This is a genomic window from Streptomyces sp. NPDC059256 (assembly GCF_042753785.1).
GTDB lineage: Bacteria > Actinomycetota > Actinomycetes > Streptomycetales > Streptomycetaceae > Streptomyces.
On the sequence record NZ_JBHYZO010000001.1, the window covers coordinates 576,051 to 602,169 of the forward strand.

The 26,119-nt window shown below is 70.1% G+C and carries 19 protein-coding genes and 1 pseudogene; 11 read left to right on the top strand and 9 right to left on the bottom strand.

What is annotated here, in order from left to right:
* Window positions 1–114: 114 nt before the first annotated feature.
* A complete protein-coding gene (locus ACFXJL_RS02455) occupies window positions 115–3,546 on the bottom strand; it encodes an ATP-dependent helicase (RefSeq protein ID WP_384688559.1) in 3,432 nt (1,143 codons plus the stop codon).
* A 323-nt stretch (window positions 3,547–3,869) separates the two neighbouring features.
* Window positions 3,870–4,259, bottom strand: a pseudogene (locus ACFXJL_RS02460) (MGMT family protein); the annotation flags it as partial.
* A 227-nt stretch (window positions 4,260–4,486) separates the two neighbouring features.
* On the opposite strand from ACFXJL_RS02460, the gene ACFXJL_RS02465 reads away from it, so the two are divergent.
* The 3 genes from ACFXJL_RS02465 to ACFXJL_RS02475 all read left to right on the top strand — a co-directional run bounded on the left by ACFXJL_RS02465 (window position 4,487) and on the right by ACFXJL_RS02475 (window position 11,083).
* Complete coding sequence (locus ACFXJL_RS02465) at window positions 4,487–7,450, top strand: lysylphosphatidylglycerol synthase domain-containing protein (RefSeq protein WP_384688562.1); 2,964 nt, start codon at window positions 4,487–4,489, stop codon at window positions 7,448–7,450.
* Between the two features lie 203 nt (window positions 7,451–7,653).
* Window positions 7,654–9,234 carry an alpha/beta hydrolase gene (locus ACFXJL_RS02470; RefSeq protein WP_384688565.1) on the top strand — a complete coding sequence of 527 codons (1,581 nt, stop codon included), beginning with the start codon at window positions 7,654–7,656 and terminating at the stop codon, window positions 9,232–9,234.
* A gap of 259 nt (window positions 9,235–9,493) precedes the next feature.
* Window positions 9,494–11,083 carry an alpha/beta hydrolase gene (locus ACFXJL_RS02475; protein WP_384631339.1) on the top strand — a complete coding sequence of 530 codons (1,590 nt, stop codon included), beginning with the start codon at window positions 9,494–9,496 and terminating at the stop codon, window positions 11,081–11,083.
* Between the two features lie 190 nt (window positions 11,084–11,273).
* On the opposite strand, the gene moeZ is transcribed toward ACFXJL_RS02475, so the two are convergent.
* The 3 genes from moeZ to ACFXJL_RS02490 form a co-directional block, all read right to left on the bottom strand.
* A complete protein-coding gene (gene moeZ / locus ACFXJL_RS02480; RefSeq protein ID WP_329023070.1) occupies window positions 11,274–12,452 on the bottom strand; it encodes an adenylyltransferase/sulfurtransferase MoeZ in 1,179 nt (392 codons plus the stop codon).
* A 63-nt stretch (window positions 12,453–12,515) separates the two neighbouring features.
* On the bottom strand, window positions 12,516–13,406 hold the full coding sequence (locus tag ACFXJL_RS02485) for a spherulation-specific family 4 protein (protein WP_384688569.1): 891 nt from the start codon (window positions 13,404–13,406) through the stop codon (window positions 12,516–12,518).
* A complete protein-coding gene (locus ACFXJL_RS02490) occupies window positions 13,394–14,362 on the bottom strand; it encodes an NAD-dependent epimerase/dehydratase family protein (protein ID WP_358876140.1) in 969 nt (322 codons plus the stop codon). Before ACFXJL_RS02490 ends, ACFXJL_RS02485 begins: the two co-directional genes overlap by 13 nt.
* Window positions 14,363–14,940: 578 nt before the next feature.
* Between ACFXJL_RS02490 and ACFXJL_RS02495 the strand changes: the two genes are divergently transcribed.
* Window positions 14,941–15,072, top strand: a complete 132-nt coding sequence (locus tag ACFXJL_RS02495; protein WP_384688573.1) for a hypothetical protein — start codon at window positions 14,941–14,943, stop codon at window positions 15,070–15,072.
* A 650-nt stretch (window positions 15,073–15,722) separates the two neighbouring features.
* Here ACFXJL_RS02495 and ACFXJL_RS02500 read toward each other — a convergent pair.
* Together ACFXJL_RS02500 and ACFXJL_RS02505 are read right to left on the bottom strand one after the other, a co-directional pair.
* Entirely contained in the window at window positions 15,723–17,114 is a 1,392-nt protein-coding gene (locus ACFXJL_RS02500; RefSeq protein ID WP_384688576.1) for a DUF3152 domain-containing protein, read from the bottom strand.
* Window positions 17,115–17,264: 150 nt separating this feature from the next.
* Entirely contained in the window at window positions 17,265–18,230 is a 966-nt protein-coding gene (locus tag ACFXJL_RS02505) for an alpha/beta hydrolase (protein WP_358876143.1), read from the bottom strand.
* A 154-nt stretch (window positions 18,231–18,384) separates the two neighbouring features.
* Between ACFXJL_RS02505 and ACFXJL_RS02510 the strand changes: the two genes are divergently transcribed.
* The 4 genes from ACFXJL_RS02510 to ACFXJL_RS02525 all read left to right on the top strand — a co-directional run bounded on the left by ACFXJL_RS02510 (window position 18,385) and on the right by ACFXJL_RS02525 (window position 20,341).
* A complete protein-coding gene (locus ACFXJL_RS02510) occupies window positions 18,385–18,624 on the top strand; it encodes a hypothetical protein (protein ID WP_358876144.1) in 240 nt (79 codons plus the stop codon).
* 167 nt (window positions 18,625–18,791) lie between these two features.
* Window positions 18,792–19,445 carry a TetR/AcrR family transcriptional regulator gene (locus ACFXJL_RS02515; RefSeq protein ID WP_384688579.1) on the top strand — a complete coding sequence of 218 codons (654 nt, stop codon included), beginning with the start codon at window positions 18,792–18,794 and terminating at the stop codon, window positions 19,443–19,445.
* Window positions 19,446–19,567: 122 nt separating this feature from the next.
* The gene (locus ACFXJL_RS02520; RefSeq protein ID WP_329027770.1) at window positions 19,568–19,795 is read left to right on the top strand and encodes a DUF3107 domain-containing protein; all 228 of its coding nucleotides are present in this window, start codon (window positions 19,568–19,570) and stop codon (window positions 19,793–19,795) included.
* 276 nt (window positions 19,796–20,071) lie between these two features.
* The gene (locus ACFXJL_RS02525) at window positions 20,072–20,341 is read left to right on the top strand and encodes a hypothetical protein (RefSeq protein WP_329023056.1); all 270 of its coding nucleotides are present in this window, start codon (window positions 20,072–20,074) and stop codon (window positions 20,339–20,341) included.
* 142 nt (window positions 20,342–20,483) lie between these two features.
* On the opposite strand, the gene ACFXJL_RS02530 is transcribed toward ACFXJL_RS02525, so the two are convergent.
* Window positions 20,484–21,209: a ferritin-like fold-containing protein gene (locus tag ACFXJL_RS02530; RefSeq protein WP_329023055.1), complete on the bottom strand. Its 726-nt coding sequence runs from the start codon at window positions 21,207–21,209 to the stop codon at window positions 20,484–20,486.
* A 564-nt stretch (window positions 21,210–21,773) separates the two neighbouring features.
* On the opposite strand from ACFXJL_RS02530, the gene ACFXJL_RS02535 reads away from it, so the two are divergent.
* Complete coding sequence (locus ACFXJL_RS02535; protein ID WP_384689133.1) at window positions 21,774–23,804, top strand: DEAD/DEAH box helicase; 2,031 nt, start codon at window positions 21,774–21,776, stop codon at window positions 23,802–23,804.
* 114 nt (window positions 23,805–23,918) lie between these two features.
* Window positions 23,919–24,785: an alpha/beta fold hydrolase gene (locus ACFXJL_RS02540; RefSeq protein ID WP_384688582.1), complete on the top strand. Its 867-nt coding sequence runs from the start codon at window positions 23,919–23,921 to the stop codon at window positions 24,783–24,785.
* Window positions 24,786–24,852: 67 nt separating this feature from the next.
* Here the strand turns inward: ACFXJL_RS02540 and ACFXJL_RS02545 are convergent, their stop codons facing one another.
* Window positions 24,853–25,764, bottom strand: coding sequence for an NYN domain-containing protein (locus ACFXJL_RS02545; protein ID WP_329023049.1), 912 nt, complete (start codon window positions 25,762–25,764; stop codon window positions 24,853–24,855).
* 188 nt (window positions 25,765–25,952) lie between these two features.
* On the opposite strand from ACFXJL_RS02545, the gene ACFXJL_RS02550 reads away from it, so the two are divergent.
* Window positions 25,953–26,105: a hypothetical protein gene (locus tag ACFXJL_RS02550; protein WP_329023047.1), complete on the top strand. Its 153-nt coding sequence runs from the start codon at window positions 25,953–25,955 to the stop codon at window positions 26,103–26,105.
* The last annotated feature ends 14 nt before the right edge of the window (window positions 26,106–26,119 follow it).

Genomic DNA, 26,119 nt, shown 5'->3' on the forward strand with positions numbered 1-26,119 from the left:
CACGGTGGAGGGTAAGCCCGGTCACAACACAGGTCACTCCGGCCGCCCAGGCCGCCTCGGCCGCATGGCTCACACGGCCCACACGGCCCACACGGCCCACACGGCCCACGCGGCTCAGTCGATGATGTGTCGACCCTCCGGGCGGGCGCTGCACGAGGCCCGGAAGGCGCAGGCGGTGCAGTGCTGTCCGGTGGAAGGGGTGAAGCGCTCGTCGAGTACGCGACCGGCGGCGGTGGCGAGGAGTTCGCCGACCCACTCCCCCGCGAGCGGTTCCTGCGCCTGGACCTTGGGCAGTGCGTCACCGCCCTCCCTCTTGGGGGCGCCCTGGCGCAGATGGACGAGTTCGGCGCCGCCGGAATCGGGCCGGTTCCCGTCGAAGACCTCGTCGAGCGCGCCTTCGCGTACGGCGAGCTGGTAGACGGCGAGCTGGGGGTGGCGGGCCACGGCGTCGCCGGTGGGTGCCTGTTTGCCCGTCTTGAAGTCGACGACGTACGCACGGCCTTCGGCGTCGCGTTCGACGCGGTCCATGGAGCCTCGGATGCGCACCTCGTACTCCCCCGCTTCCAGGGTGACGGAGAAGTCCTGTTCGGTGGCGGCGGCGGTGCGGCCTGCGCGGTCCATCACATGCCAGCGCAGGAAGCGTTCCAGGGCGTCGCGGGCGTGTTGCTTCTCCTGCTGCGACTTCCAGGGCGCGTCGAAGACGAGACCGTCCCAGACGGAGTCGAGGCGTTCCATGAGGACGGCGAGATCGGCGGGGGTGCGACCGGATGCGACTTCGTCGGCGAGTACGTGGATGACGTTCCCGAAGCCCTGGGCGGCGGTGGCCGGGGCGTCGGCCTTCACCTCTCGGCCCAGGAACCACTGGAGGGCGCAGGTGTTAGCGAGCTGGTCCAGGGCGCTGCCGGAGAGGGTGACGGGTTGGTCCCGGTCGCGCAGGGGGACCTGGCTGCGGGTGGGCTCGTCGAGGCCCCACCAGCGGTCGGGGTGTGCCGAGGGGACGAGCGGCATGCTCTCGTCGTCGGTGAGGGCGGCGAGCCGTGCGAGCCGGTGGGCCGCGGCGTCCCGGAGGGTCGGGGTCGCCTCGGGGTCGACGGTGGTGGCGCGCAGTTCGGCGACGAGCGCGGCGACGGCGAGGGGGCGGCGGGGGCGGCCGGTGATGTCGTGCGGTTCCTCGCCGAGTTCGGTGAGGAACCGGGAGGGCTGGTCGCCGTCGTCGGCGGGTGCCTTGACCGCGGTGACGACCAGCCGGTCGCGGGCGCGGGTGGCGGCGACGTAGAACAGTCGGCGTTCCTCGGCGAGGAGGGCGCCCGGGGTCAGGGGTTCGGCGAGTCCGTCGCGGCCGATGCGGTCGGCTTCCAGGAGGGAGCCGCGGCGCCGAAGGTCGGGCCAGAGTCCTTCCTGCACGCCGGCGATGACGACGAGGCCCCATTCGAGGCCCTTGGAACGGTGTGCGGTCATCAGTCGTACGGCGTCGGGCCTGGTCTCCCGGCCGGTGAGGGTGTCGGCGGCGATGTCCTGGGCCTCGATCTCCTCGATGAAGTTCAGGGCGCCGCGGCCTCCGGTGCGTTCTTCGGCGCGGGCCGCCGTGTCGAACAGGGCGCACACGGCGTCCAGGTCCCGGTCCGCGTTACGGCCGGCGGCGCCGCCGCGCAGGGCGGCCCGCTCCAGCCTGGCCGGCCAGGTGGTGCCGCTCCACAGTTCCCACAGGGCCTCCTCCGCGGTGCCTCCCCGTTCGAGGAGTTTCCGCGCCTGGTGCAGGAGTCGGCCGAGTTCCTGTGCCCTGCGTGCGTACGAGGGGTCGTGCGCGACCAGTCGTTCGGGCTCGGCGAGTGCACGGGCGAGGAGGAGGTCGGACGGCGGTGGTACGCGGTTTCCCGCGGCGCGCTCCTCGTCGCGCAGGGCCCGGCCGAGGCGGCGCAGGTCGGCGGTGTCCATGCCGGCGAGCGGGGAGGCGAGGAGGGTGAGTGCGGTGTCGACGTCCAGCCAGGGCGGGGGGGCGTCGTCGGGATGGGCGGGGCGGTCGTCGGACTCCTCGATGGGCTCGTACGGCTCGGTGCTCTCGGTCAGCGCGATCGGCTCGTGCGGTGCCGTTGGTTCCTGCGGCTCCTCCGGCTCCTGGGGCTCCTGCCGCTCGTGCGGTGCCGTCGGCGTGGTTCCGGCGGCACTCGCCACCACGCGCAGAGCGGTCAGCAGGGGCGCCACCGCCGGTTCATGGCGCAGGGGCACATCCGCCCCGTCCACTTCGAGGGGGACGCCCGCCGAGGTCAGGGCGCGTCGAATGGACGGGAGGGTACGGCTTCCGGCACGGGCGAGGACCGCCATCTCATGCCAGGGGACCCCGTCCTCCAGATGGGCCCGGCGCAGGATGTCGGCGATGTTGTCGAGTTCCGTGGAGGCGGTCGGGAAGGTGTAAGCCTCGACCCTGCCGCCGCCTCGGGTGGATTCGAGATCCCGGTGGGCCCGCACCTTGTCGGCTGGCAGTTGCGTCAGCGGCATCCGTCGGGTGAGCAGTCGGGTCGCTGCCAACAGTTTCGCTCCGCTGCGGCGGGACCGGTCGAGGACCGCCACCTTCGCCGGGGTCCCGTCACGCTGCGGGAAGGCGTCGGGGAAGTTGAGGATGCCGTTGACGTCGGCGCCGCGGAAGGCGTAGATCGACTGGTCGGGGTCGCCGAAGGCGACCAGGGTGCGCCCACCGCCCGCGAGCGCCCGGAGCAGTCGCACCTGTGAGGGATCCGTGTCCTGGTACTCGTCGACGAACACCGCCTCGTACGGGAAGGCGTGCGGCGAGGCCGTGCGCTCGGCGAGGAGCACGGCACGGTGGACCAGTTCGGCGTAGTCCAGGACGCCCTGCATGTCGAGGACGTCCAGGTACTCGGCGAGGAAGGAGGCGGCGGCCCGCCAGTCCGGGCGGCCCGTGCGGGCGGCGAAGCTGGCCAGGGACGTGGGTCCGAGGCCCAGTTCACGGCTGCGCGCCAGCACCGCGCGGACCTCGTCGGCGAATCCGCGGGTCGTCAGACAGGCCCGTAGTTCGTCGGGCCAGTGATGGCGGGCCAGTCCGCGGGCCTCCAGGTCCAGCTGCCCGGTGAGCAGTTCTCGTACGGCCACGTCCTGCTCCGGGCCGGACAGCAGCCGCAGGGGTTCCGCGAACAGGTCGGAGTCCTGGTGGGCGCGGACCAGTGCGTAGCAGAAGGAGTGGAACGTCGTGGCCTGCGGGCCGCGGGTGGAGCCGAGACGCAGTGCCATGCGATCGCGCAGTTCGACCGCGGCCTTGCGGCTGAAGGTGAGGACGAGGATGCGTTCCGGGTCGGTGCCCTCGGCCACCTTCTTGGCCACGGCCTCCACGAGTGTGGTGGTTTTACCCGTTCCCGGACCTGCGAGGACCAGCAGTGGGCCGGAGTCGTGGTCAACCACCGCGCGCTGTGCGGCGTCCAGCACAGGGGGGCCCACCGTGCCCGGCTGCGTCCGCACCAGTCGGTATGCGCCCGGGGTCCGCCGCCGTACCTGTCGCTGGTACGGGGGATTCCCGGTGGTGGAGGAGGAGCTCACGTGGATCGCCGGTCCTGGTGGGTGTGCTGGTGATGACGGAGCGGCCGGTGCCGCGCGTCGACGACGCTACGCCGCCTGATGCCTACCGTGTAGGGGGGTGTGGCACTGGGTCAGCCGTTGCCGTGGCGGCCTCCGCCCGTCGCGCCGCTGCGGCCCGCGCCGCGGGCCGGTGTGCGGGCTCCGGCGCCCGTCCCGCTCGGGCGCCGGCTGCTCCCGGGCGCCGTGGTGACGTCGTGCGGGCCCGCTTGGGGTGCGCCGCTGGCCGACGCCGCCGCGGCGCCATCGGCCGTCGGCGGTTCACCGTGAGCATCGTCACCACCGCTTCCGCCGTCCCATCGGGCGCGCTTCATGTCGAGGCGGGGCAGATGCCCCTCCGCGCTGACCGGGGCCTGGCGCAGGGGTGTGCCCTCGCTGCGGTAGGCCATCATGGCCTCCTGCTCGTGGCCGGGCAGCAAGGTGCCGTCCGCCCGGACGACGCGCCACCAGGCCACCGCCCCGCCGTACAGGGCCATCGCGCGACCCACCTGGCGCGGGCCGCCTTCTTCGAGCCACTCCGCGATGTCGCCGTAGGTCATCACCCGACCGGGCGGGATCAGCTCGACGACATCGAGCACCCGCTCGGCGTATTCGGGGTACTCGGAGTGATCAGGGTGTTCGCCATACTCGGGATGTTCGGGTTGTTCGCGGTGCGACAGCTCTTCCACCCCTCCCATCCTGCCGCACCCCACCGACAGCCTTCGGGGTACCTGTGGATAAACCGCAGGAGGGACGGCGGGGGTGGACAATGGTCAGCATTCGATGAAGTGCTCCGTATCACCCGGTTCATCTCCCCGCGATACACCCTGATTCCCCGCTCTGTCCTCAGGTCGTGCCACCATCGTGCGGGCGGTGACTGGTGATACGAGATCAAGAAGAGACCGAGACGACCGAGGAGCAGGGCGTGCAGCCAGGTGGGGCGGCGGGCATCCCTGAGACCGAGGCGTACCCGGACGCATCCGTTCCGTCCAAGGGGCTCGACAGGGTGGAAGATCCGCACGGTTCCGACAGGGCGTCGGGCGACGAGGGGCCCGGCCCGCTGTCGCCGGTCCACTCGCCGACGGACGATTCATTGGCGGGCGATTCACCGACGGGCGACTCGGAACAGCCGACCGCCGGGAGCCACCGTTCGGCGCCGCAGGAACGACCGTCCGGGCCTGCCACCGAGGACGGCGCGCCCACCGCGGACAAGCTGTCGAACGACCAGGGCGACCCCGCGGACGACGTGTGCAGGGACGCACCGGACATCGGCGGCGTCGACCGGGTCTCAGGCGATGAGCCACTGCTCGCCGCCCGTGTACACCGGCCTTCCGACCTGCTGCGCCTGCTCATCGGCGTGCTCGCCATCGCCGTGGTGCTCGCCATCGCCGCCTTCGCCAGTGGCACCACGTCCGGGCTGGAACACGACATCAGCAAGGGCACCGGGCAGGCTCCCGACCTCCTGGTGAAGATCGCCGGTCTGGTCTCCAGCATCGCCGTGCTGCTGGTCCCCGTCGCCTTCGCCATCGAACGCCTGATCAAACGGGACGGGCTGCGGATCGCCGATGGCGTGCTCGCCGCCGTGCTCGCGCACGGGGTCACGCTGGCCACCGACCTCTGGGTCGCCCGGGCCGCCCCGGGGACCCTTCAGGACGCCCTCACCCAGACCCAGACCAACGGCGGACTGACCGATCCGGTCCATGGCTATCTGGCACCCGTCATCGCCTATATGACCGCGGTCGGCATGGCCCGAAGACCGCGTTGGCGGGTGGTCCTGTGGGTGGTGCTGCTGCTGGATGCGTTCGCGATGCTGGTAGCGGGCTATACGACCCCGTTCTCGATCATCCTGACGGTGCTGCTCGGCTGGACGGTCGCCTACGGCACGCTGTACGCCGTCGGCTCGCCCAATGTGCGCCCCACCGGCCAGACCCTGATGGCGGGACTGCGCCACGTCGGTTTCCACCCGGTCAAGGCGATGCGCGCCGAGGACGTCCCCGAATTGGTGCCGCAGCGTCAGGACGGCGCCGGCACGGACCAGAACGACCGGGGTCGGCGCTATCTCGTCACCCTGGAGGACGGCCCTCCGCTCGACGTCACGGTCGTCGACCGGGAACAGCAGGCACAGGGCTTCTTCTACCGGGTGTGGCGTCGGCTGACCCTGCGTTCGATCACCACTCGGCGCTCGCTCCAGTCGCTGCGGCAGGCGCTGGAGCAGGAGGCGCTGCTCGCGTACGCGGCGATCGCCGCCGGCGCCAACGCGCCCAAGCTGATCGCCACCTCGGAGTTGGGGCCGGACGCCGTGATGCTCGTGTACGAGCACCTCGGTGGGCGTTCGCTGGACGCGATGACGGACGAAGAGATCACCGATGATGTGGTGCGGGGGGCGTGGCGGCAGGTCAAGGCGTTGCAGTCGCGCCGCATCGCCCACCGCCGGCTGAACGGTGACGCCATCTTGGTGGACCGTTCCGGCAAGGTGATCCTGACCGATCTCCGCGGTGGCGAGATCGCCGCGGGCGATGTGGTCCTCCGCATGGACATCGCCCAACTCCTGACCACCATCGGACTGCGGGTGGGGGCCGGACGTGCGGTGGCCACCGCACTGGAGGTCCTCGGTCCGGACCGGGTGGCCAACTGTCTGCCGCTGCTCCAGCCGATCGCGCTCACCCGATCGACGCGGGCGACGCTGCGCAAACTGGCGCGGGAGCGCTCCGAGCGGGAGCGGGAGGCCACGCTGGAGGCGTCGGCCGCCGCCAAGCGGGCCCGCTCCGAGGCATCGGCGAGATCCGAGGACGAGGACGCCAAGGTTGCGCGCAAAGCGGAGCGGGCGGAGAAGCAGGCCGACAAGAAGGCCATCGACGAGGCTCTCGATGAGGTGCGGGAGGAGGATCTGCTCACCCAGATCCGCCATCAGGTGCTGTTGATCCGGCCGCAGGCCCCGGTCGAGCCGGTCCGGTTGGAGCGCATCCGGCCGCGCACGCTGGTGAGCCTGATCGCCGGCGCCGTCGCCGCGTACTTCCTGCTCTCGCAGATCGCGGGCAATGACTTCGGTACGGACTTCAGCCATGCGCACTGGGGCTGGGTCGCCGCCGCTGCGGCGTTCTCGGCGCTCACGTACATGGCCGCCGCGATGAGCCTGCTGGGCTTCGTGCCCGAGCGGGTGCCGTTCCCTCGGACGGTGGCGGCGCAGGTCGCGGGCTCCTTTGTGAAGATCGTCGCGCCGGCGGCGGTGGGCGGTGTCGCCTTGAACACCCGGTTCCTCCAACGTTCGGGGGTCCGGCCGGGACTCGCGGTGGCGAGCGTGGGGGCGTCACAGCTCTTCGGTCTGGGCGCCCACATCCTGCTACTGCTCACGTTCGGCTATCTCACCGGGACGGAGAAGACGCCGTCCCTCAATCCGTCCAGGACCGTGATCGCCGGCCTGCTGACGGTCGCGGTGCTGGTGCTGGTGGTGACGGCGATTCCGTTCCTGCGGAAGTTCGTCGCGACCCGACTGCGGTCGCTGTTCGCCGGTGTGGTGCCCCGGATGCTCGACGTGCTCCAGCGGCCAGGGAAGCTCCTCACCGGCATCGGCGGGATGCTGCTGCTGACCGGTGCGTTCGTGATGTGTCTGGACGCATCGATCAGGGCCTTCGGCGACGGGCACCAGCCGCTGAGCTACGCAAGCCTTGCCGTGGTCTTCCTGGCGGGCAATGCCATCGGTTCCGCGGCGCCCACACCGGGTGGTGTGGGGGCGGTCGAAGGCGCGCTGATCCTGGGTCTGATCGCCGCCGGGGTGCCCAAGGAGGTCGCCACGCCATCGGTGCTGCTGTACCGGACGCTGACGCTCTGGCTGCCGGTGCTGCCGGGGTGGTTCATGTTCAACCACCTGACGCGCAAGGGCGCACTGTAGAACCGGGCGAGCCCGGGTGAGCCCGGGTACGCATGTGAGCCCGGGTGAGCAGGGTCAGCCGATCGAATCGGTGGGCGGCAGCGCTGCCGGTGACTGCGGCAGATGGTCGCCTTCCCGGATTCCTCGGATGGTGGGGCTCCGCCGCACCACCCGCTTGGCCCGCAACGGGGGCGGAGCCGCCCGCCGCACCGCACGATGGCGTCATGCCGACCACTTCCGCAGCCGTGCGTGCCGTCGCCTTCGCCGCTTCCCTGACCGTGCTGCTGGCCGCGGGTTGCTCGGACGGCGGGAGCAAGGACGGTGACAGCGGGTCGGACCGGTCGACGGTGGACGACTTCGCCAGCCAACGGCTCACCTGGACGGCCTGCCCGGCTCCGTCCGAGGCGGAGGGCGGCGGGCCGTCGCCCTCACCCCTGCCCGGCGGTGCGACCTGGCAGTGCTCGTTCATGGACGTACCCCTGGACTACGACAAACCCGATGGCGAAACCATCGAACTCGCCCTCATCCGGGCCCAGGCGATCAACCAGGAGGAACGGATCGGCTCGTTGATCTTCAACTTCGGGGGTCCCGGTGGTTCCGGAGTCGCCACCCTGCCCTCCCTCGCCCCCGACTACGCGGCCCTGCGCAGCCGCTACGACCTGGTGAGCTTCGACCCCCGCGGCGTGGGCCGCAGCGTGCCGGTGGAATGCGAGGACAACCGTCAACTGGACGTGTTCTACGCGCAGGACGCGACGCCCGACGATGCGGCCGAGGAGAAGGCGTACACGAACAGCCTGAAGGGGTACGCCAACGCCTGCGAGGAGAACTCCGGTTCGGAGCTGCCCCATGTGGGGACCGTCAGCGCCGCCCGCGACATGGACCTCATGCGACGCGTGCTCGGCGATGGGAAGTTGCACTACTTCGGCATCTCGTACGGCACCGAACTGGGCGGGGTCTATGCCCATCTCTACCCGAAGAGCGTCGGCAGGGCGGTGTTCGACGCCGTCGTCGACCCGACGAAGAACGCGGAGCAGAGCTCCTTGGGGCAGACCAAAGGATTCCAGCTCGCCCTCACCAACTTCGCCGAGAACTGCATCGCGCGCGGCGATGAATGTCTGCTGCCCGGCACCTCCGTACAGGAGATCCAGGACGGGATCGTGGCACTGCTCCGGAAGCTGGACGAGAATCCGATCGCCGGTATCGGCGACCGGAAGCTGACCCAGACCCAGGCGACCAACGGCATCGCCCAGGCGCTGTACTCCACCGAGTACTGGGAGCTGCTGGAACAGGGGCTCGACGATGCCGACGGCGGGGACGGAGCGCTGCTGCTCGCCCTCTCCGATGCCATGAACGGGCGCAGCGACAACGGCCACTACAGCAATACGGGTGCCGCCAATGCAGCCATCAACTGCGTCGACTCCAAGGAGCGATACTCGCTGGAGCAGACGAAGGAGAAGCTGCCGGAGTTCCGTGCCGCCTCACCCGTCTTCGGCGACTACCTGGGCTGGGGCATGCTGGGGTGCACGCACTGGCCCGTGGCCGGGGAGTGGAGTTCGCCCGATGTGTCCGCGCCGGGGGCCGCGCCGATCGTCGTCATCGGCAACACCGGCGACCCGGCGACGCCCTATGAGGGGGCGAGGGCGATGGTCGAGGCGCTGGGTGAGGGCGTGGGCGTCGAGTTGACCTACGACGGCCAGGGGCACGGCGCCTACAACAGCGGCAACCGTTGTGTCCAACGCGCGGTGGACGGCTATCTCCTCCGGGGGACGGTGCCCGCCTCGGGGACGGTGTGCAAGGAGACCTGACCCCTCCCACTCCCTTCGACATACTCCGCAGGTCCGCCGCGGGTCCGCCGCGGGCCGGGAATCGCCGTTCCCGACGGGCCGTGTGATCCTGCCCGTTGGTGCGAAGTGTTCCTGCCCGATGGTGCGAGGTGACGTCCCTTGCAGGCAGTACGGGCGGTAGGGGTGGTGCGCAACGGGCGGGCCTCGGTCGTTGTGTCAGTGCCGCCGCCTAGGATGGCGGGACATCTCACAGGCCATGGGGGGCTCGGTGGACAGGACCATGCGCAGGCGCGCGGGCGCGCTGGCAGCGGCGGGACTGCTGCTGGTCGGCGTCGTGGGATGCAGCGATGACCCGCCCGCGAAGGGCGCGCCCGGGTCCGGTGGCAGCAGCACCGCGCCGAGCACGCTCGACAGCGCCGCACCCACCACCGATGGTCCTGCCGCACAGGCAGCACTGCCGGCTGCGCTGACCGGACAGAAGCTCGTCTGGAAGAAGTGCAAGGCGCCCGTGAAGGCGTACGGCAGCTATGCGCAGAAGCCGGAGAAACGGTGGGAGTGCGCCACGCTCAAGGCGCCGTTGGACCACCGCAAGCCGGCCGGGGAGACGATCGGCATCGCCCTGGTGCGGGCGAAGGCACAGAAGCCGGGCAGCCGCATCGGATCGCTCCTGTTCAACTTCGGTGGGCCGGGCGGCTCGGGCGTCGCGGCGCTGCCGAACAGCGCGGCCGAGTTCAAGACCCTCAACAGCCGTTACGACCTGGTCAGTTTTGACCCGCGGGGTGTTGCCGAGAGTTCCGCGGTGGTGTGCCGCGACAGCAAGCAGGCGGAAGCGGGCTTCCGTCTGGACAACACTCCGGACACCCCGGCGGAGGAGCAGGCGTTCCTCAAGGACTCCCGGGCCTTCGGTGCCGGTTGCGCCCGTATATCGGGCCGGATCCTCCCCCATGTGGGCACGTCGAACGCCGCACGGGACATGGATCTGATGCGCCAGGTCCTGGGCGACGACAAGCTGCACTACCTGGGCTTCTCGTACGGCACGGAACTGGGCGCCGTCTATGCCCATCTGTTCCCCGGCAAGGTGGGCCGGCTCGTCCTGGACGCCGTCGTCGACCCGAGCGCGGACTACGTGGGCCATGCGCGCAATCAGACACTGGGCTTCCAGCGAGCCCTGGACAACTACTTCAAGAGCCGCGACATCAGTGCGAAGGACGGCACCGCGCGGGTGGTGAAGCTGCTGGACCGGCTGGACCGTGAGCCGATGCCCGCGGGCGGCGGCCGGAAGCTGACCCAGGGCCTCGCCCTCACCGGAATCGTCCTGCCGTTGTACTCGGAGAGCCAGTGGCAGTATCTGACGGACGCACTGGCCGAGGCGGAGAAGGGTGACGGCGCCCAGTTGCTGGCCCTCGCCGACTCGTACAACGGGCGGGACGAGAACGGCGAGTACACCACGCGCGACCACTCCCAGCGCGCCATATCCTGCGCCGACACCAAGGCGAAGGTGACGGCTGACGAGGTGCGGTCCCGTCATCTGGCCGACTTCACCAAGGTCTCGCCGGTCTTCGGTCCCTATCTGGCCTGGGACCTCGCGGGCTGGTGCGCCGACTGGCCGGTGACCGGCGCATGGGAGACCCCGGAGGTGTCGGCGAAGGGCGCCGATCCGATCCTGGTGATAGGGACCACGGGCGACCCCGCGACCCCCTATGAAGGTGCACGGCGGATGGCGGACGAGTTGGGTTCCGGCGTGGGTGTGCTGGTGACCAACAAGGGTGAAGGGCACGGCGCCTACGGCACCAGCTCATGCGTGACCCGCACCGTGGATGACTATCTGCTGGACGGGAAGATTCCGGCCGACGGCAAGATCTGCTCCTAGTCGGGGGCTTCGATGCGGTGGGGCGTCCACCCCAGGGGGCCCTGCCTCTGCCCCTGCCTCTGCCCCTGCCCCTGCCCCTGCCCCTGCCCCTGCCCCTGCCCCTGCCCCTGCCCCTGCCCGGAAACGATCAGGGCCCCGGACCGGTGACCGGTCGGAGCCCTGACGGATTCTGCGGGGAATCAGTAGTGGATCAGTAGATGGGCTTGCTCGGCTCGATCTGGTTGACCCAGCCGATCACTCCACCGCCCACGTGCACCGCGTCGGCGAAGCCAGCGGACTTCAGGACCGCGAGCACCTCCGCACTACGGACACCGGTCTTGCAGTGCAGGACGATCTTCTTGTCCTGCGGCAGGCTCTGGAGGGCCGTCCCCATCAGGAACTCGTTCTTGGGGATCAGCTTCGCGCCCGGGATGGAGACGATCTCGTACTCGTTGACCTCGCGAACATCGATGATCTCGATGTTCTCGCCGTCGTCGATCCACTCCTTGAGCTGCTTCGGAGTGATCGTGGAGCCGGCGGCGGCCTGCTGGGCCTCCTCGGACACCACACCGCAGAACGCCTCGTAGTCGATCAGTTCGGTGACGGTGGGGTTCTCGCCACAGACCGCGCAGTTGGGGTCCTTGCGCACCTTGACCTGGCGGTACTGCATCTCCAGAGCGTCGTAGATCATCAGACGGCCGACCAGGGAGTCACCGACACCGGTCAGGACCTTGATCGCCTCGGTGACCTGGATGGAGCCCACGGAGGCGCAGAGCACTCCGAGCACACCGCCCTCGGCGCAGCTCGGGACCATGCCCGGCGGCGGGGGCTCGGGGTAGAGGCAGCGGTAGCAGGGACCGTGCTCGGACCAGAAGACGGAAGCCTGGCCGTCGAAGCGGTAGATCGAGCCCCAGACGTACGGCTTGTTCAGGAGCACACACGCGTCGTTGACGAGGTAGCGGGTGGCGAAGTTGTCCGTGCCGTCCACGATCAGGTCGTACTGGCTGAAGATGTCCATCACGTTCTCGGCTTCGAGCCGATCCTTGTGGAGGACCACGTTCACGTACGGGTTGATGCCCAGGACCGAGTCCTTGGCGGACTCGGCCTTGGAGCGGCCGATGTCGGCCTGGCTGTGGATGATCTGGCGCTGGAGGTTCGACTCGTCGACCTCGTCGAACTCCACGATGCCGAGGGTGCCGACACCGGCCGCCGCGAGGTACATCAGGGCCGGCGACCCGAGGCCGCCGGCGCCCACACAGAGCACCTTGGCGTTCTTCAGCCGCTTCTGCCCGTCCATCCCGACGTCGGGGATGATCAGGTGGCGGGAGTACCTGCGGACCTCGTCGACGGTGAGCTCAGCAGCTGGCTCGACCAGGGGTGGCAGCGACACGGGGACTCCGTTGCGTCGGTAAGTCAGTACGGTTGTTCTCCGGTAACACTGCCACGCGTCTTCTCATTCCGAGACACCCGGTCCGATCTGCGAGACGAATTCGTCCCAGTAGCCGGGCAGGGTGTCATACGGGGATATCTGCCCGGTTTGCACTCCGCGCAGCAGTGGGCCACCGGCTCGCGCCCAGCGCTCCGGAGCCACCGCCCACCGCTCCCCGTAAGTCTCTTCGCAGCACCGGCCCGGACCGAGTCGGCCCGCGCCCACCCCGCGACCGAGTCGATCGAGCCGGTCCGTGCGATCGGTGAAGAAGATCGTCCCCGCGCCCTGCCAGCGGGCGATGCGGGTCGCCTCCTCCAGATGTGTGCGCGGAACCCCGTGCACGAGGTGGACGAAACGCTCCGGTGGATGGTCCGCCGTCCACTGCGCCACCTGCGACCAGCGGTAGTCGGCCCAGGCGCCCGAGAAGGTGACCAACTGGTCGGCGGCCTCCAGAAAGCCGGGGTAGGGGTGAGTTCCATGCCCGAGGACCAGATGGCCGCCGTCGGACAGCCCGGCCAAGGTCGCCGTCGTACTACGCACCGCGGGCAGGTCCTGGCGGTCTGTCGGGCAGCGGTCGAGGAGGAAGCCGCCCACCCGGTACCACTCCAGATAGCGCTGTGCGTCGGCCATCACCTCACCGGGCGGACGCCGGCCGTGGGCCAGGTCGAGATGGCCGAGGACGCGCACCCCCGCGTTGGTCAGCCGCCCGGCCGCTGCCAGGCCATGGGGATCGGGGCAGTCCCCCGGCCCGTTGGCGACGTTCAGCACCACCCAGTGCAAGGGGGTGCCTGGACGGGACAGTTCCGCCCACTCCGTGGGGGCCACCAGGGGGTGTGCACAGCCGGGTACGCCCAGCCCCAACTGTTCCGTCCCCGTCGCGGAGAGCCGGGCATCGGCGGCGGTCAGATGCGACATGCCGCCTCCATCCAGATGTCCGCCAGGGATTCCTCCAGGTTGATGCGGGGCCGCCAGCCGAGCCGGTCGCGGGCCGTGCGCACATCGGCCTGCTGCCAGCCGCCACATCCGTCGGGGTAGGGCACCGGGGTGGCACCGAGTTGCTCCAGGACGGATTCGGAGCGCGGTGCGCCGATCCCCATTCCCGGTGGCCGCCCCGGTGGGGTGTCCACCTCGTGCAGGGCGCCGGCGAATCCGGCGACCCGGGAGAGGACGGCCGCCGCGTCGCGCAGACGCACCGCTCGACCCGTACCGATGTTGACCACGCCCTGGGCGGCGGAGAGGGAGGCGGCGTGGACGGCCCTGGCCACGTCCCGTACGTCGACGAAGTCGCGCTGCACGCCGAGCCCGCTGAGCTTGAGCTCACCGTCGCCGGACTGCATCGCACGGCGCATCGCCTCGGCGAGACGGCCCAGGGGGGAACCGGCCGGGGTGCCCGGGCCCACCGGTGAGAAGACCCGCAGCACGACGGCGTCCAAGCCGGAGCCGAGCACCAACTCGGTCGCGGCGAGTTTGCTGACGCCGTAGGGGCCGCCCGGTCTGGGGATGGCGTCCTCCGCGGTGGACGAGCCCTGTTGGGACGGCCCGTACTCGGAGGCGCAGCCGAGTTGGACGAGTCGCGCACCACACCCGCTGCGGCGCAGCGCTTCGCAGACGGTGGCGACGGCGACGGTGTTGTGGCGGGTCAGGTCACGGGCGCCGCCGCGCGTCGCACCCGCGCAGTTGATGACGACGCCGGGGTGGACGGCGCTCAGGAAACGGGTCAGTGCGCCGGGGCTGCCGCCGGCGAGGTCGAAGCGGACGTCGGCGTCGTCGCCCCGGCCGAGTGCCGTCAGATGCACGGCGGGGTCGGCGAGGAGTCGATCGGCGACGAATCGGCCGAGGAACCCATTGGCTCCGAGAAGCAGCACCCTCATCGCGTGCCCCCTGCGTGCCGACGGGTCGCGGCCGGGAGTTGGCTGGTCATGTCGTGGATCTCCTTCGGGGTCGATGCGGCTGCTGGCGTGTGGTCGGTCACCGATGGTGCGGACACTGCGGGTGGGGGTCGTTGTCTTCCGGTCCGGGTGACCCGTGGGGCGGGGAGGGGTGGAAGCTTGCTGCCGTACGGGGGAGTCCGTCGGCTTCGTGGATCCGCGCGGGGGCAGAGCGGCTCACACCAAATGCCGTGAAATGCCATGCGATTCCACTCGGCCGTGGTCAGGACCCGGGCGCTGTTCGACGGCCGGTGCTCGGTGGACCGACGCCGTGAGGCCGTGTTTGCCTCGTACGGTCGCCTCTGCGCGCGTCGGATCCCGGTCCGACGACCGTTGGGGGTGCCGACGGGGTGCGGCATCCGCGCGGCGGGCCGCCTCGGAGCCGCTGGGCACGGTCCCTTCGTACGGTGGGCCCGTCGGCGGTGGGTGCACATGTGCGTCCCGTACGGGTGGCGGCCGGCCGATGGCGGCCGTTCGCAGAAGCGTTTAGCCAACGGCCCGCGCGGAGGCAGCCGTCCGTCATGAGTGACGGACGACCGGCAGCGGTCATCAGGGCGGCCCGGACGGGCGTTCGTGAGGTCATGGCCATCGAGGCGGAGGGCCGAGACGAGCGGCTGAGGGCGTTCGGCGCGGCGCCCACCCAGCCCGGCTGATCCGGGTACGGGTACGGGTAGGGGCACGGCGATCGGAAGCGCAGGCACCGCAAGCAGGGACACCGCAAGCAGGGACACCCGAGGTCGGTACGCGGGGCCGAGGCCGCTTTCCTGCCCCTGGGTCCCGTCGTCGAGTCCACCGCACCGGGCTGGTCCACCACGTTCCGCAGGGAGGCGCACACCGTACGTGAGCAGCACACTCCGCACCGATTGCACCCCCGATCTCCCTCGTTGTCGGCAGCCGTCGATGCGGCGACCACAGCGGGACGACGGTAAGCCGGGGTGACGGTGGTGTGATGGACGGTTGTCCGTCGCGCCACCGGAAGGGGTGAATGCACGTAACTTTCGCCCCCGGCACACGTTTCGTCGCGCTAAGAGAGATCGCCATTACGTTGTGTCATGCCAAGGCCAGCTCTTCCGCAGACCATGGCAAGCCCTTGGTGCGGGACGGCCTCACGGGTGGTTGACGACGATCCAACGGTGCGCCTCCGAGCAGGCCGAAGCCTTGCCCGAACGCGGGGCAGCTCGATGAACGGGCCCGCGCGGACCGGCTCTGCAGACCGGCTCTGGAGCAGCGCGCCGCGCCCGGCCCAGGCACGGAACCACACCCGCGGGGGCACACCCCGCGGGCCGAAAGAGCCGATCTGAAGTCAGCCGCCCGGATGCACCCAGGGGTTGGGTCGGCAGGCAATGCCCTTGATGTTGAGGGACTTCGTCTGCTGCTGCATCACGGGGGCGAGTGCGCCCTCGGTCGAGCAGTTCACATGATCATGGCCTAGGCGATGTCCGACCTCGTGGTTGATGAGCATCTGACGATAGGCGTGCAGAGCGCGAGGGCCGTAGGTGTCCGATCCCTGCGCCCATCGAAAGGCGTTCACCATCACTCGATCGGTCGCTGCGGAATCACAACTCACATTGTCGATCGATGTATCGAGGCCGGATTTCTCACACCACACGTCCGTGGTTCCGGGACTGGCGAGGGTGATGACGAAATCAGGCTCGCCGGAGGAAATGCGCTCGAATGACCGAAGGCCGCCGTGCGCCCAACTGCGCTTGTCGTTCAGGGTTTTCTGCACGGCGGTCGCAAACAGCAGACCGTCCATTCCCAATCCCTGTTCGATGTCCACGCGATAACGGATCTTACGGCCCTTCCCCGGCGCCTTCTCAAATCCGGGAACAGCCTCGAAGGTGCCGTCCGCGGTCAACTTGGGGTCGATGGGGAACGGGGAGGCCATCAACTGCTCATAGCTCGGCGCGGCGGGCTTCACCTCACGTGCCGGTGCCCCGCCCGCGGGTGTCTTGCGACCCTCCGAACGCGACGCCGGACCCACACTGCCCCGCTCGTCCCCCGTGGTGGCGGTGCCGGGCTTCTTGTTGGTCTCCTCGGCCACCTGACCGGCGACGACGATGGCCAGGACCGTGGTCACGGCCGCCGCAGCGATGCCCGTGACCGTACGCCCCTTGCTGGGCTTGGGAGGTTCGGGCGAAGGTCGCGGGGAACGCCCGTCCGACGGAGGCTCCGCAGCCCCTCGGTCGTTCCCCATCTCATCGGCGCCGTTGGTGACATCGACACCATCAACGACATCGGCAGTATCAGGGGATTCTGGCCAGGTGGTGACGGAGGCGTACGGGTCTGCGCCCGCGGGCTGTCGGGCACCGTCGAACGCCTCGACGAACTCCCTGCGAGGACCGGGTACACGCGTCCCCTGCGCCATGGCGCCCTGGAGCCCGGGGACTCCCGCGGGCGACGGCTGCTGACGCGGGCCGCCGACCGAACGGCCTCCAGCACCCCGGCCCGCGGGCCCAGCGGGTCCGCCCTGCGGCATCTGTTGGGTACGGGGGACTCCCCACCCTCCCCCGCCCTCGTGCTGCTCGGGATGCCCGCCGCGCGCCTGCTGGGGCGCGTATCCGGCAGGAAGGTGCTCGGGGCCGGTGGGCGGGGTTGAACGCCGCCGTCCGCCCGCGTTCGCCTGGGGCGGCGGGGTCCGTTGCCCGTTCGGTGCGGACGGAGCCGGACGCATCGCGGCCTGGGCTTCCCCCATGCGGGGGGCGCGTTGGGCCGAACCGGGTGAACCCGAGCCGTACGCAGGGGAGTCAGACGCACCGGGCGGGGATGCGTCCGCCTGGGGATCGCGACCCGAACCCCCCTTGGGTGCGGGGCCTTTGCGGCTGTGTCGTCCCACGGGCGCCGATCAGCTCCTACCAGTGTCGTCAAGCAGTTCTCGGACGGCCTGGGCAACCGTCTCCGGGTACTCCATCATCGCCACGTGCCCGGCGTCCGGCAGGGTCAGGAGCCGCGAGTCCCGGAAGGTCGCAGCGGCCCGGCCTGCCATACGGTACGAGACGAGTTGGTCGCGCCCCCCGTAGACGAGGAGTGTCGGCGCGAGCACCCGCTCCGCCTGTCGCCACAGTCCGTGCTGGCCACCCAGCGTGTACGCATCGACGATACCGCGTGCCGTGCGGGCCATCGCATCCCAGAAATAGGGGAGTTGGACCCGACGCTCCATCTCCTGCACCGCATGCCCCAGTGCTTCATCGGAGACCCGTGAAGGATCTCCGTAACAGAGAGCCATCACACCGCGGGTCCGCTGCTCCGGCGTCCAGTCCTTGGTCATCCGGCTGAACAGCCGGGCGATGCCGGGCAGGGCCAGCATTCCCGTGGGCACGGCGCTGCGCTGGACGCGCAACTCGGGCAGGGCGGGCGAAACGAGCGTGAGCGTGCGCACCAGATCCGGGCGAACGGCCGCGACCCGGACGTTCACAGCGCCGCCGAGGGAGTTGCCGAGCAGATGGACGGGACCGCGGCCCGAGGCGTCCAGATAGCGGATGACGGCCCGGGCGTGTCCGGTCACCGAGTAGTTGCCGTCGCCCGGCGGCGGGGAGTCACCGAAACCGGGGAGGTCGAGGGCCTCGCCGTCCACGACGTCCTCCAACAGCGGCATCATCGCCGACCAGTTCTGCGAGGAACCGCCGAGGCCGTGGACGAAGAGGGCGGGCGGCAGTCCGACCCGGCTCGGCGGGCGCGACCTGATCGAGAGGGTGAGTCCGGCCAGCGCGACGGAGCGCAACTCCTCCCCCGGGGCGACCCGCGCGGTGCGCGGTCTCGGTGCCTCGTCGGCGGTGGCGGAGCGGGTGTCCGGCAGCTCGGTCGAAGACATGCGTGCAATGTTACGAGACGATCACACCGCGAATCGTGTGTTCGGCGTCACACATCGCGTAGCGCCGCGAATCAGTAGCTCCTACGCTTCATAGACAAGGACCATCACCGAAGCTCCAAGGATGAGCCCCCTGCTTCCGGGAAAGCGGTGCCTCATGGCTATCGATCCCACCGACCCAGAGACCGTCTACGAGGCCGAGCGCGAGAACGCCGGCACCGGCTCCACCGACGGCACCGACACCGATGCGCCGGAGGCCGACGCCGCCGAGCAGGAGAGCGAGGTGCGTCCGGAACACGATGATCCACCGCCCCACATCGACAAGGACCACGTCAATGAGGCGGACGCGGTGGAGCAGGCACGGGTGGTCACCCTCGATGAGGACGACTATCGCTGACCTGACTGACCTTGACCTCTTTGCCCACGGATTGCCCACGAATAGGGAGCTACCGCGACTGTCCGGTCCGTGAAATTCTGCGTCCGCGACGCCCACGACTGGGTTACCCAAAAGTACGATGGCGGGCGCGGCGCACAGCGCGCACATTACAGATTTTGGGAGGCGGCGTGACAGCCATCGAGCAGACAGAGGCGGCGCGCCCGCGAGGCACGCGTCTGCCACGCCGAGCCCGCAGGAACCAGCTTCTGGGCGCGGCCCAGGAAGTATTCGTGGCGCAGGGTTACCACGCGGCTGCGATGGATGACATCGCCGAGCGGGCGGGCGTCAGCAAGCCCGTGCTCTACCAGCACTTCCCGGGCAAGCTGGAGCTCTACCTCGCCCTGCTCGACCAGCACTGCGAGGCACTGCTGCTCGCCGTGCGGACCGCGCTGGCGTCGACGAACGACAACAAGCAGCGTGTCGCGGCGACCATGGACGCCTACTTCGCGTACGTGGAGGACGAGGGCGGCGCCTTCCGACTGGTGTTCGAGTCGGACCTGACGAACGAGCCCGCGGTGCGCGAGCGGGTGAACCGGGTCTCCCTCCAGTGCGCGGAAGCGATCTCCGAGGTGATCGCCGAGGACACCGGCCTGTCCAAGGACGAGTCCATGCTGCTGGCCGTGGGGCTGGGCGGGGTCTCGCAGGTGGTGGCCAGGTACTGGCTCTCCAGCCGTTCGAGCATCCCGCGGGACACCGCGGTCCAACTGCTGACGTCGCTGGCCTGGCGCGGCATCGCCGGCTTCCCCCTCCACGGGGCCGATTCCCTGACCGAACAGTCCTGACGTACGGGCACTGTTCGCTCTTGGCGTTCACCCAGGGCGACTGCCGGCCGGTCCGGCCCGGCTAGTGTGTGCTGGGTACGGCGCGAATGACCGCGCAACGCACCGTTCGGAGGGACATAGCCGTGGAGGTCAAGATCGGCGTGCAGCACGCGCCCCGGGAGATCGTTCTGGAGAGCGGGGACTCCGCCGAGGACGTCGAGCGCGCCGTGGGCGAGGCGCTGGCCGGTAAGGCGCAGCTGCTCAGCCTCTCGGACGACAAGGGCCGCAGGGTTCTGGTGCCCTCGGACCGGATCGCGTACGTGGAGATCGGTGAGCCCGCGACGCGACGCGTGGGCTTCGGCGCGCTGTAGGACGGCTTGAGTCAAGCAGTTCGGGGCCCTGGCGGAAGAGATTCCGCCAGGGCCCCGAACCATGTGCCGGCTGCGCGGCGCCGGTGAGCGTTCCCGGCGAAGACGGGCCGTCGTGATGCGGCCGGCGCCACGCTCCCCCGCTCTCCCCTCGCAGGTACGTACTCGGGTTCCGGCCACAGCTCCCAACGCCTCGTGGGAAAGGGTTGTTCGCCGTGGCCAACGGGTAGTACGGGCTAGACCGACCTGCCCCTACCCGTGTCCGTGAGGTGATCAGCAGTGCAGTGGGAAGCGATCGGTTCGATTCTCCTCGGACTCGCCCTCGCGTGGCTCGCCGACCGTCAACTGGCCGACCGTCTCCCGGAACGTCGTGTCGTCTTTCTCACGGGAGCGTTCGGTGCGCTCTTCGGCGCCTATGTCACGCACGTGGCGCTCGGCCCCGGCCAGTTCCTGGGGACGCTGGTGGGTGCGGTCCTGATCGGGGCCGTGCTGCTGTCCCTGCTGCTGCGGCCGTCAGGCCGTCGGCTGCGGCGGGCGATCCCCTTCTGATCGAGTGGTGCGGGCCCGGGGACCGCCGTCCGCGCGGGTCCCACGCCGTGTACGGGTGCCGTGTACGGGTGCCGTGTACGGGGGGGATTCCGCCCGGTGCACCCGTCCTCAGGACGGACCGGCGCCACTCGGCGGACATGGTCTAGGCAGCGAGCCCGAGGGCAGCCATCCGCTTGGTGTGCGCCTTGGTGATCCGGGTGAACATCTCGCCCACCGCGGCCAGGTCGAAGCCGTCCGCCACGCCGCCGACGAGCATCGTGGACAGCGCGTCGCGCTCGGCCACCACCCGCTGCGCCTGGGACAGCGCCTCCCCCATCAGCCGTCGGGCCCACAGCGCAAGACGTCCGCCGAGCCGCGGATCGGCCTCGATCGCGGCGCGGACCTTCTCCACCGCGAAGTTGCCGTGCCCGGTGTCGTCGAGCACCGCAAGGACCAGGGAACGCGTGTCGGCGTCGAGGTGGGCTGCGACCTCGCGGTAGAAGTCACTGGCGATCGAGTCACCGACGTACGCCTTGACCAGACCCTCCAGCCAGTCGGACGGCGCGGTCTGGCGGTGGAAGTCGTCCAGCGCCTGGGCGAAGGGCTCCATGGCGCCCGTGGGGTCCGCCTCGATCGTGGCGAGCCGGTCCCGCAGCCGCTCGAAGTGGTGGAACTCAGCGGAAGCCATCTTGGCCAGTTCCGCCTTGTCACTGAAGGTGGGGGCGAGCTTGGCGTCTTCGGCGAGCCGCTCGAAAGCGGCCAGCTCGCCGTAGGCGAGCGCCCCCAGAAGATCCACGACTGCTGCGCGGTACTGAGGGTCCGCGGACGCGGTGGCCCAGTCCTGGGCCGCGATCCCCGTGTGTTCTGTGGCGTTGTCTGGCGTCTCCATGACGGGCACAATAGCCCGCTGACCCTAGGTCGTAAGGGCCTGGTCAGGGGTGCCCGTACGGCTTTGCCGCCGACCCGCTGCCCCGGTTCCTGCGGATTCGCCCAACACACATGCGCGAATCCGGGGTACAGTGGTATTGCGCCTGCTGAGCGTTCTGATTTCATGTACTGCTCTCTCAGCGGGCGATCGCAGTGTTTGCAGTGATTGTTGGAAAGATCTTTATCTTTCCGACTCCCCATGAGGATGCCCGGTCGGTGGCACGATCGGCTCCGACCCGACCGCCCTCCGTGCGGATATGCGCCCCGCGTATGACCGCAGATGAGGGGCCCCTCAGCGGCACGAGCGCTTGAGCGACGGCAGTGGTCCCGCGCCATCCGGCCAACCCACGGTCGGCCTAGTACCCAGGTGCGGCACGACCCCCATCGTTCGCCTCACGTCGCGTCTCACAGAAGAGGCAACACCCTGACTACGCAGCCTATGACTTTCCGGGATCTCGGAATCCTGGACGAGACCGCCGAGGCACTCGAAGCCGTCGGCATTCTGTCCCCCTTCCCCATCCAGGAGATGACGCTCCCCGTCGCGCTCTCCGGCAACGATGTGATCGGGCAGGCCAAGACCGGTACGGGCAAGACGCTCGGTTTCGGACTGCCGCTGCTGGAGCGCGTCACCGTGCCCGCCGACGTCGAAGCGGGCCGGGCCACGCCCGACCAGCTCACCGACGCCCCGCAGGCACTGGTCGTCGTCCCCACGCGCGAGCTGTGCACCCAGGTCACCAATGACCTGCTGACCGCGGGCAAGGTGCGCAATGTGCGCGTCCTCGCGATCTACGGCGGCCGGGCCTACGAGCCCCAGGTCGAAGCCCTGCGCAAGGGCGTCGATGTGATCGTCGGTACACCTGGCCGACTGCTCGACCTCGCCGGCCAGAAGAAGCTCGACCTCTCCAAGGTTCGGTCCCTGGTGCTCGACGAGGCCGATGAGATGCTCGACCTCGGGTTCCTTCCCGACGTCGAGAAGATCATCCAGCAGTTGCCGCCCCGGCGGCAGACGATGCTGTTCTCGGCGACCATGCCGGGCGCGGTCATCGGGCTGGCCCGTCGTTACATGACCCAGCCGACGCACATCAGCGCAACCTCGCCCGACGACGTCGGCGCGACCGTCGCCAACACCACCCAGCGGGTGTACCGCGCGCACTCCATGGACAAGCCGGAGCTCGTCTCGCGGATCCTCCAGGCCGAAGGCCGTGGCCTCGCCATGATCTTCTGCCGTACGAAGCGGACCGCGGCGGACATCGCCGAGCAGCTCGCCCGTCGCGGCTTCGCCTCCGGAGCGGTCCACGGCGACCTCGGCCAGGGTGCGCGCGAGCAGGCCCTGCGCGCGTTCCGCAACGGCAAGGTGGACGTCCTGGTCTGCACCGATGTCGCAGCGCGCGGCATCGATGTGGAGGGCGTGACGCACGTCATCAACTACCAGTCGCCCGAGGACGAGAAGACCTACCTCCACCGGATCGGCCGCACCGGCCGCGCCGGTGCGCTGGGTACGGCCGTCACCCTGGTGGACTGGGACGACATCCCCCGCTGGCAGCTGATCAACAAGGCGCTCGACCTGTCGTTCCACGACCCGGTCGAGACCTACTCCACCTCCGCCCACCTCTTCGACGAGCTGAAGATTCCCGCCGACACCAAGGGCGTGCTGCCGAGGGCCGAGCGCACCCGTGCCGGTCTTGCGGCGGAGGAAGTGGAAGACCTGGGCGAGACCGGTGGGCGGGGCCGCAAGGCCGCGCCGGCCCCTGTCGCCGTGGAGGAGCGTCCCGCGCGCACCAGGACGCCGCGCCAGCGCCGTCGTACCAGGGGTGGCAGCTCCACGGAGACCGCCGCCGAGCAGTTGGCAGCACCGGCGCAGGACGCACCGGCCGCCGAGGACGACGCACAGCCGCGGACCCCGAGGCGTCGGCGTAGGACGCGTGCGACCGGAGCCGCAAGCACGGTCGTGGCGCAGGCCCCGGCCGCGGTGGAGATCGTGGCGGACGCCCAGCCGGCGCCCGCCACCCTCCAGGTGCCGGCCCAGCCGACGGAGCCGCTCCAGGAGACCGAGCCGGAGGCCAAGCCGCGTCGTCGCAGGACGCGTGCGGTGAAGGCCGTCGAGACGGTCACCGAGGTCGAGGCCGCACCCGCCGTAGAGGCTGAGGCCGAGGTCAAGCCCCGCCGACGCACCCGCGCGGTCAAGGCCGTCGAAGCTGTCGTCGAGGCCGCACCCGCCGTGGAAGCTGAGGCCGAGGTCAAGCCCCGCCGACGCACCCGCGCGGTCAAGGCCGTCGAGGCCGTCAAAGCCGTCGCGGCCGCCGACACGGTGGAAGCAGCCGCCCCGGAGGCCAAGCCCCGGCGTACGCGTGCGGTGAAGGCCGTCGCGACCGCCTCCGCACCGGAGTCCGCGGAGGCTGAGGCCGAGGTCAAGCCCCGCCGACGCACCCGTAAGACGGTCGCGGCAGCGGACGCACCTGCACCTGCTGCTGTCGCCGAAAGTACGGCCGTCGCCACGGAGGCCGCGCCTCGACGCCGTACCCGTACGACCAAGGCTGCGGCCCAGGCCGAAGCCTGATCCGATCGGCCGACGGCCCGGTTTCCCCATGGGGGAGCCGGGCCGTTCTGTGTGCGGGTGCCGGCTGCCCGGGACGGCCGGGCGGGTCGGATGGCCCCCGGGTAATCTCCCTGTATGAGTCGTCCGCCGACCTTCGCTCCTCCTCCCTGCGCCCGCTCCGTGAGGCTGCGTACCTCTCGTGGGGAGTTCGCCGTGCTCGACGCCCGACCGACGGGCGAGCGCGCCCCCTCGGGCACCGGGCTGCTGCTCCCGGGATTCACGGGGAGCAAGGAGGACTTCATCGCCATGCTCGCTCCGCTCACGGAAGCGGGCTTTCGCGCGGTGTGCGTCGACGGCCGGGGCCAGTACGAGACGACCGGCCCGGACGAACCCGACGCCTATTCCCAGCGGGAGTTGGCCCTCGATGTGCTGGCGCAGGTGGAGGCGGTGGCCGTCGATGGGCCCGTGCATCTGCTGGGGCACTCGCTCGGTGGGCAGATCGCCCGCGCCGCCGTCCTGGAGGTGGCGGCGACCCCGGCCGTCTCACCCTTTCGTACGCTGACTCTGATGTCATCCGGTCCCGCGCAGATCACTGCCGCCCAGCAACAGAAGGTGGCGCTGCTGAGCCAGGCGCTGGCGCAGCTGAGCATGGCCGAGGTGTGGGCGGCGATGCGGGCGTTCGAGACGCCGGAGGAAGCCGCCGTCGACGGCGAGGATCTGCGTCGGCGCTGGCTGCGGCACCATCCGCAGCAGCTGATCACCACCGGTCGACAGTTGTCGATCGAGCCGGACCGGGTCGATGAGCTCGCGGCCGTTCCCCGGCTTCCCGTACATGTGATCAGCGGCGAGAGCGATGACACCTGGCCGGTACCGCTGTTCGACCGGATGGCGGAGCGGCTCGGTGCCCAGCGGACCGTCATCCCCGGTGCAGGGCACTCCCCGAACACCGATCGACCGCGGGAGACCGCCGATGCCGTCGCGAGGTTCTGGGCGGCGCACTGAGACGGGCCGCGTGCCATCTGGCTCCGCCCCCACCTGTGCGAGGGCGGCCAGGAGTGCCGAACGTCCGTCAGAACTGGGACTGGAGATGCTGCCAGAAGCCGTCACGCAGGGCCCTGCGCAGGACCGCGTGTCCCCGTAGCGACCGCTGGAGCAGTGCCTCCGCCTCGATCAGCAGATCCTGGTCGACGGGTCCCGGGAGATAGGGATGGCCGGGCAGTAGCTCGGCGAGGGCTTCGCTGCCCCGTTCGGCCAACCAGGTGGCGGCGATCCGTGCACCGACGAACCGCACCTCATCGCGCGAGGGGGGCGGCGTACCTTCGTTCTCGTACGTCGAGACGGCTCGGCGGGTGAGGTAGGGGCGACAGAAGTCCAGGTCGAAGGTGCGGGTGCTGTCCACTTCCCAGCGCAGCGCCTCGGCCTGGTTGACGCCTTCGGAGGCGTCGATGCCCCAGAGGTGCACCCGTGCCCCGTACCCCTGGGCCGCCTCCACCGCGGACACCAGGTCCTCGTCACCGCCCACGAGGGCCGCGTCACTGATGGCCCGATGGCGCGCGAGGGACTCCAGATCGGTGCGGATCAGCGAGTCGACGCCCTTTTGCTGGTTGTTGGCGTTGAGGTTGCCCAGTCGCACCTTGACGTCGGGCAGTTCGGCGATCGACTGCTGCTCCGGCGTGGGGATGCGGCGCCTGGCGCCGTCGTACCAGTAGACCCGGAGGAGCCTGCTGTCGGCGAAGATGCTGCGGGCCTTGTCGATGAACGCGTCGATCAGACCTTCTGCATCCAAGTCGAAGGAGCGTCGGTCCTCGGTGCCCGCAACCAGCAATCCTGCCGCAGCGTAGACGTAACCTGCGTCCACGAAGATGGCGTGTGTGGAGGGCGTCTTGGCCACCTCGGCGAGCATGCGGTGCAGCAGCTCGTTGGTGCGGTCCAGACGTGCGCTGATCTGGGTGATCGCTGTGTCGATCGTTGCCTCGTTCATACGGAGCTCATTCTCAGGGCGCTCGGCGACACCCACCAGTAGTTAGCGTGCCAAAGATTTTCTTTAGTGTAAGGAATATTTGCCGGGCACATCACTGTTGAACCCGAGTGGAACCTGCGCACCCGGAGCAGTGGGGTGCGCGCTACCAACAGTTCTCCCCTGGGGAGGATCAGACGAAGGGAGAAGCCTTGCGCTTCGAGATCATGCGCCTCGACGACGTCGACGGCACCGCCGTGGACAGCACCGTCGTGGACGCCGCCTCCGTCAACCGGATCGTGCAGCAGGCCGCCGCTACCGGCCAGCGCATCTACATCCGCCCGGCCGACGCGTCGGCCTTGTAGTGCCCACACCTGCG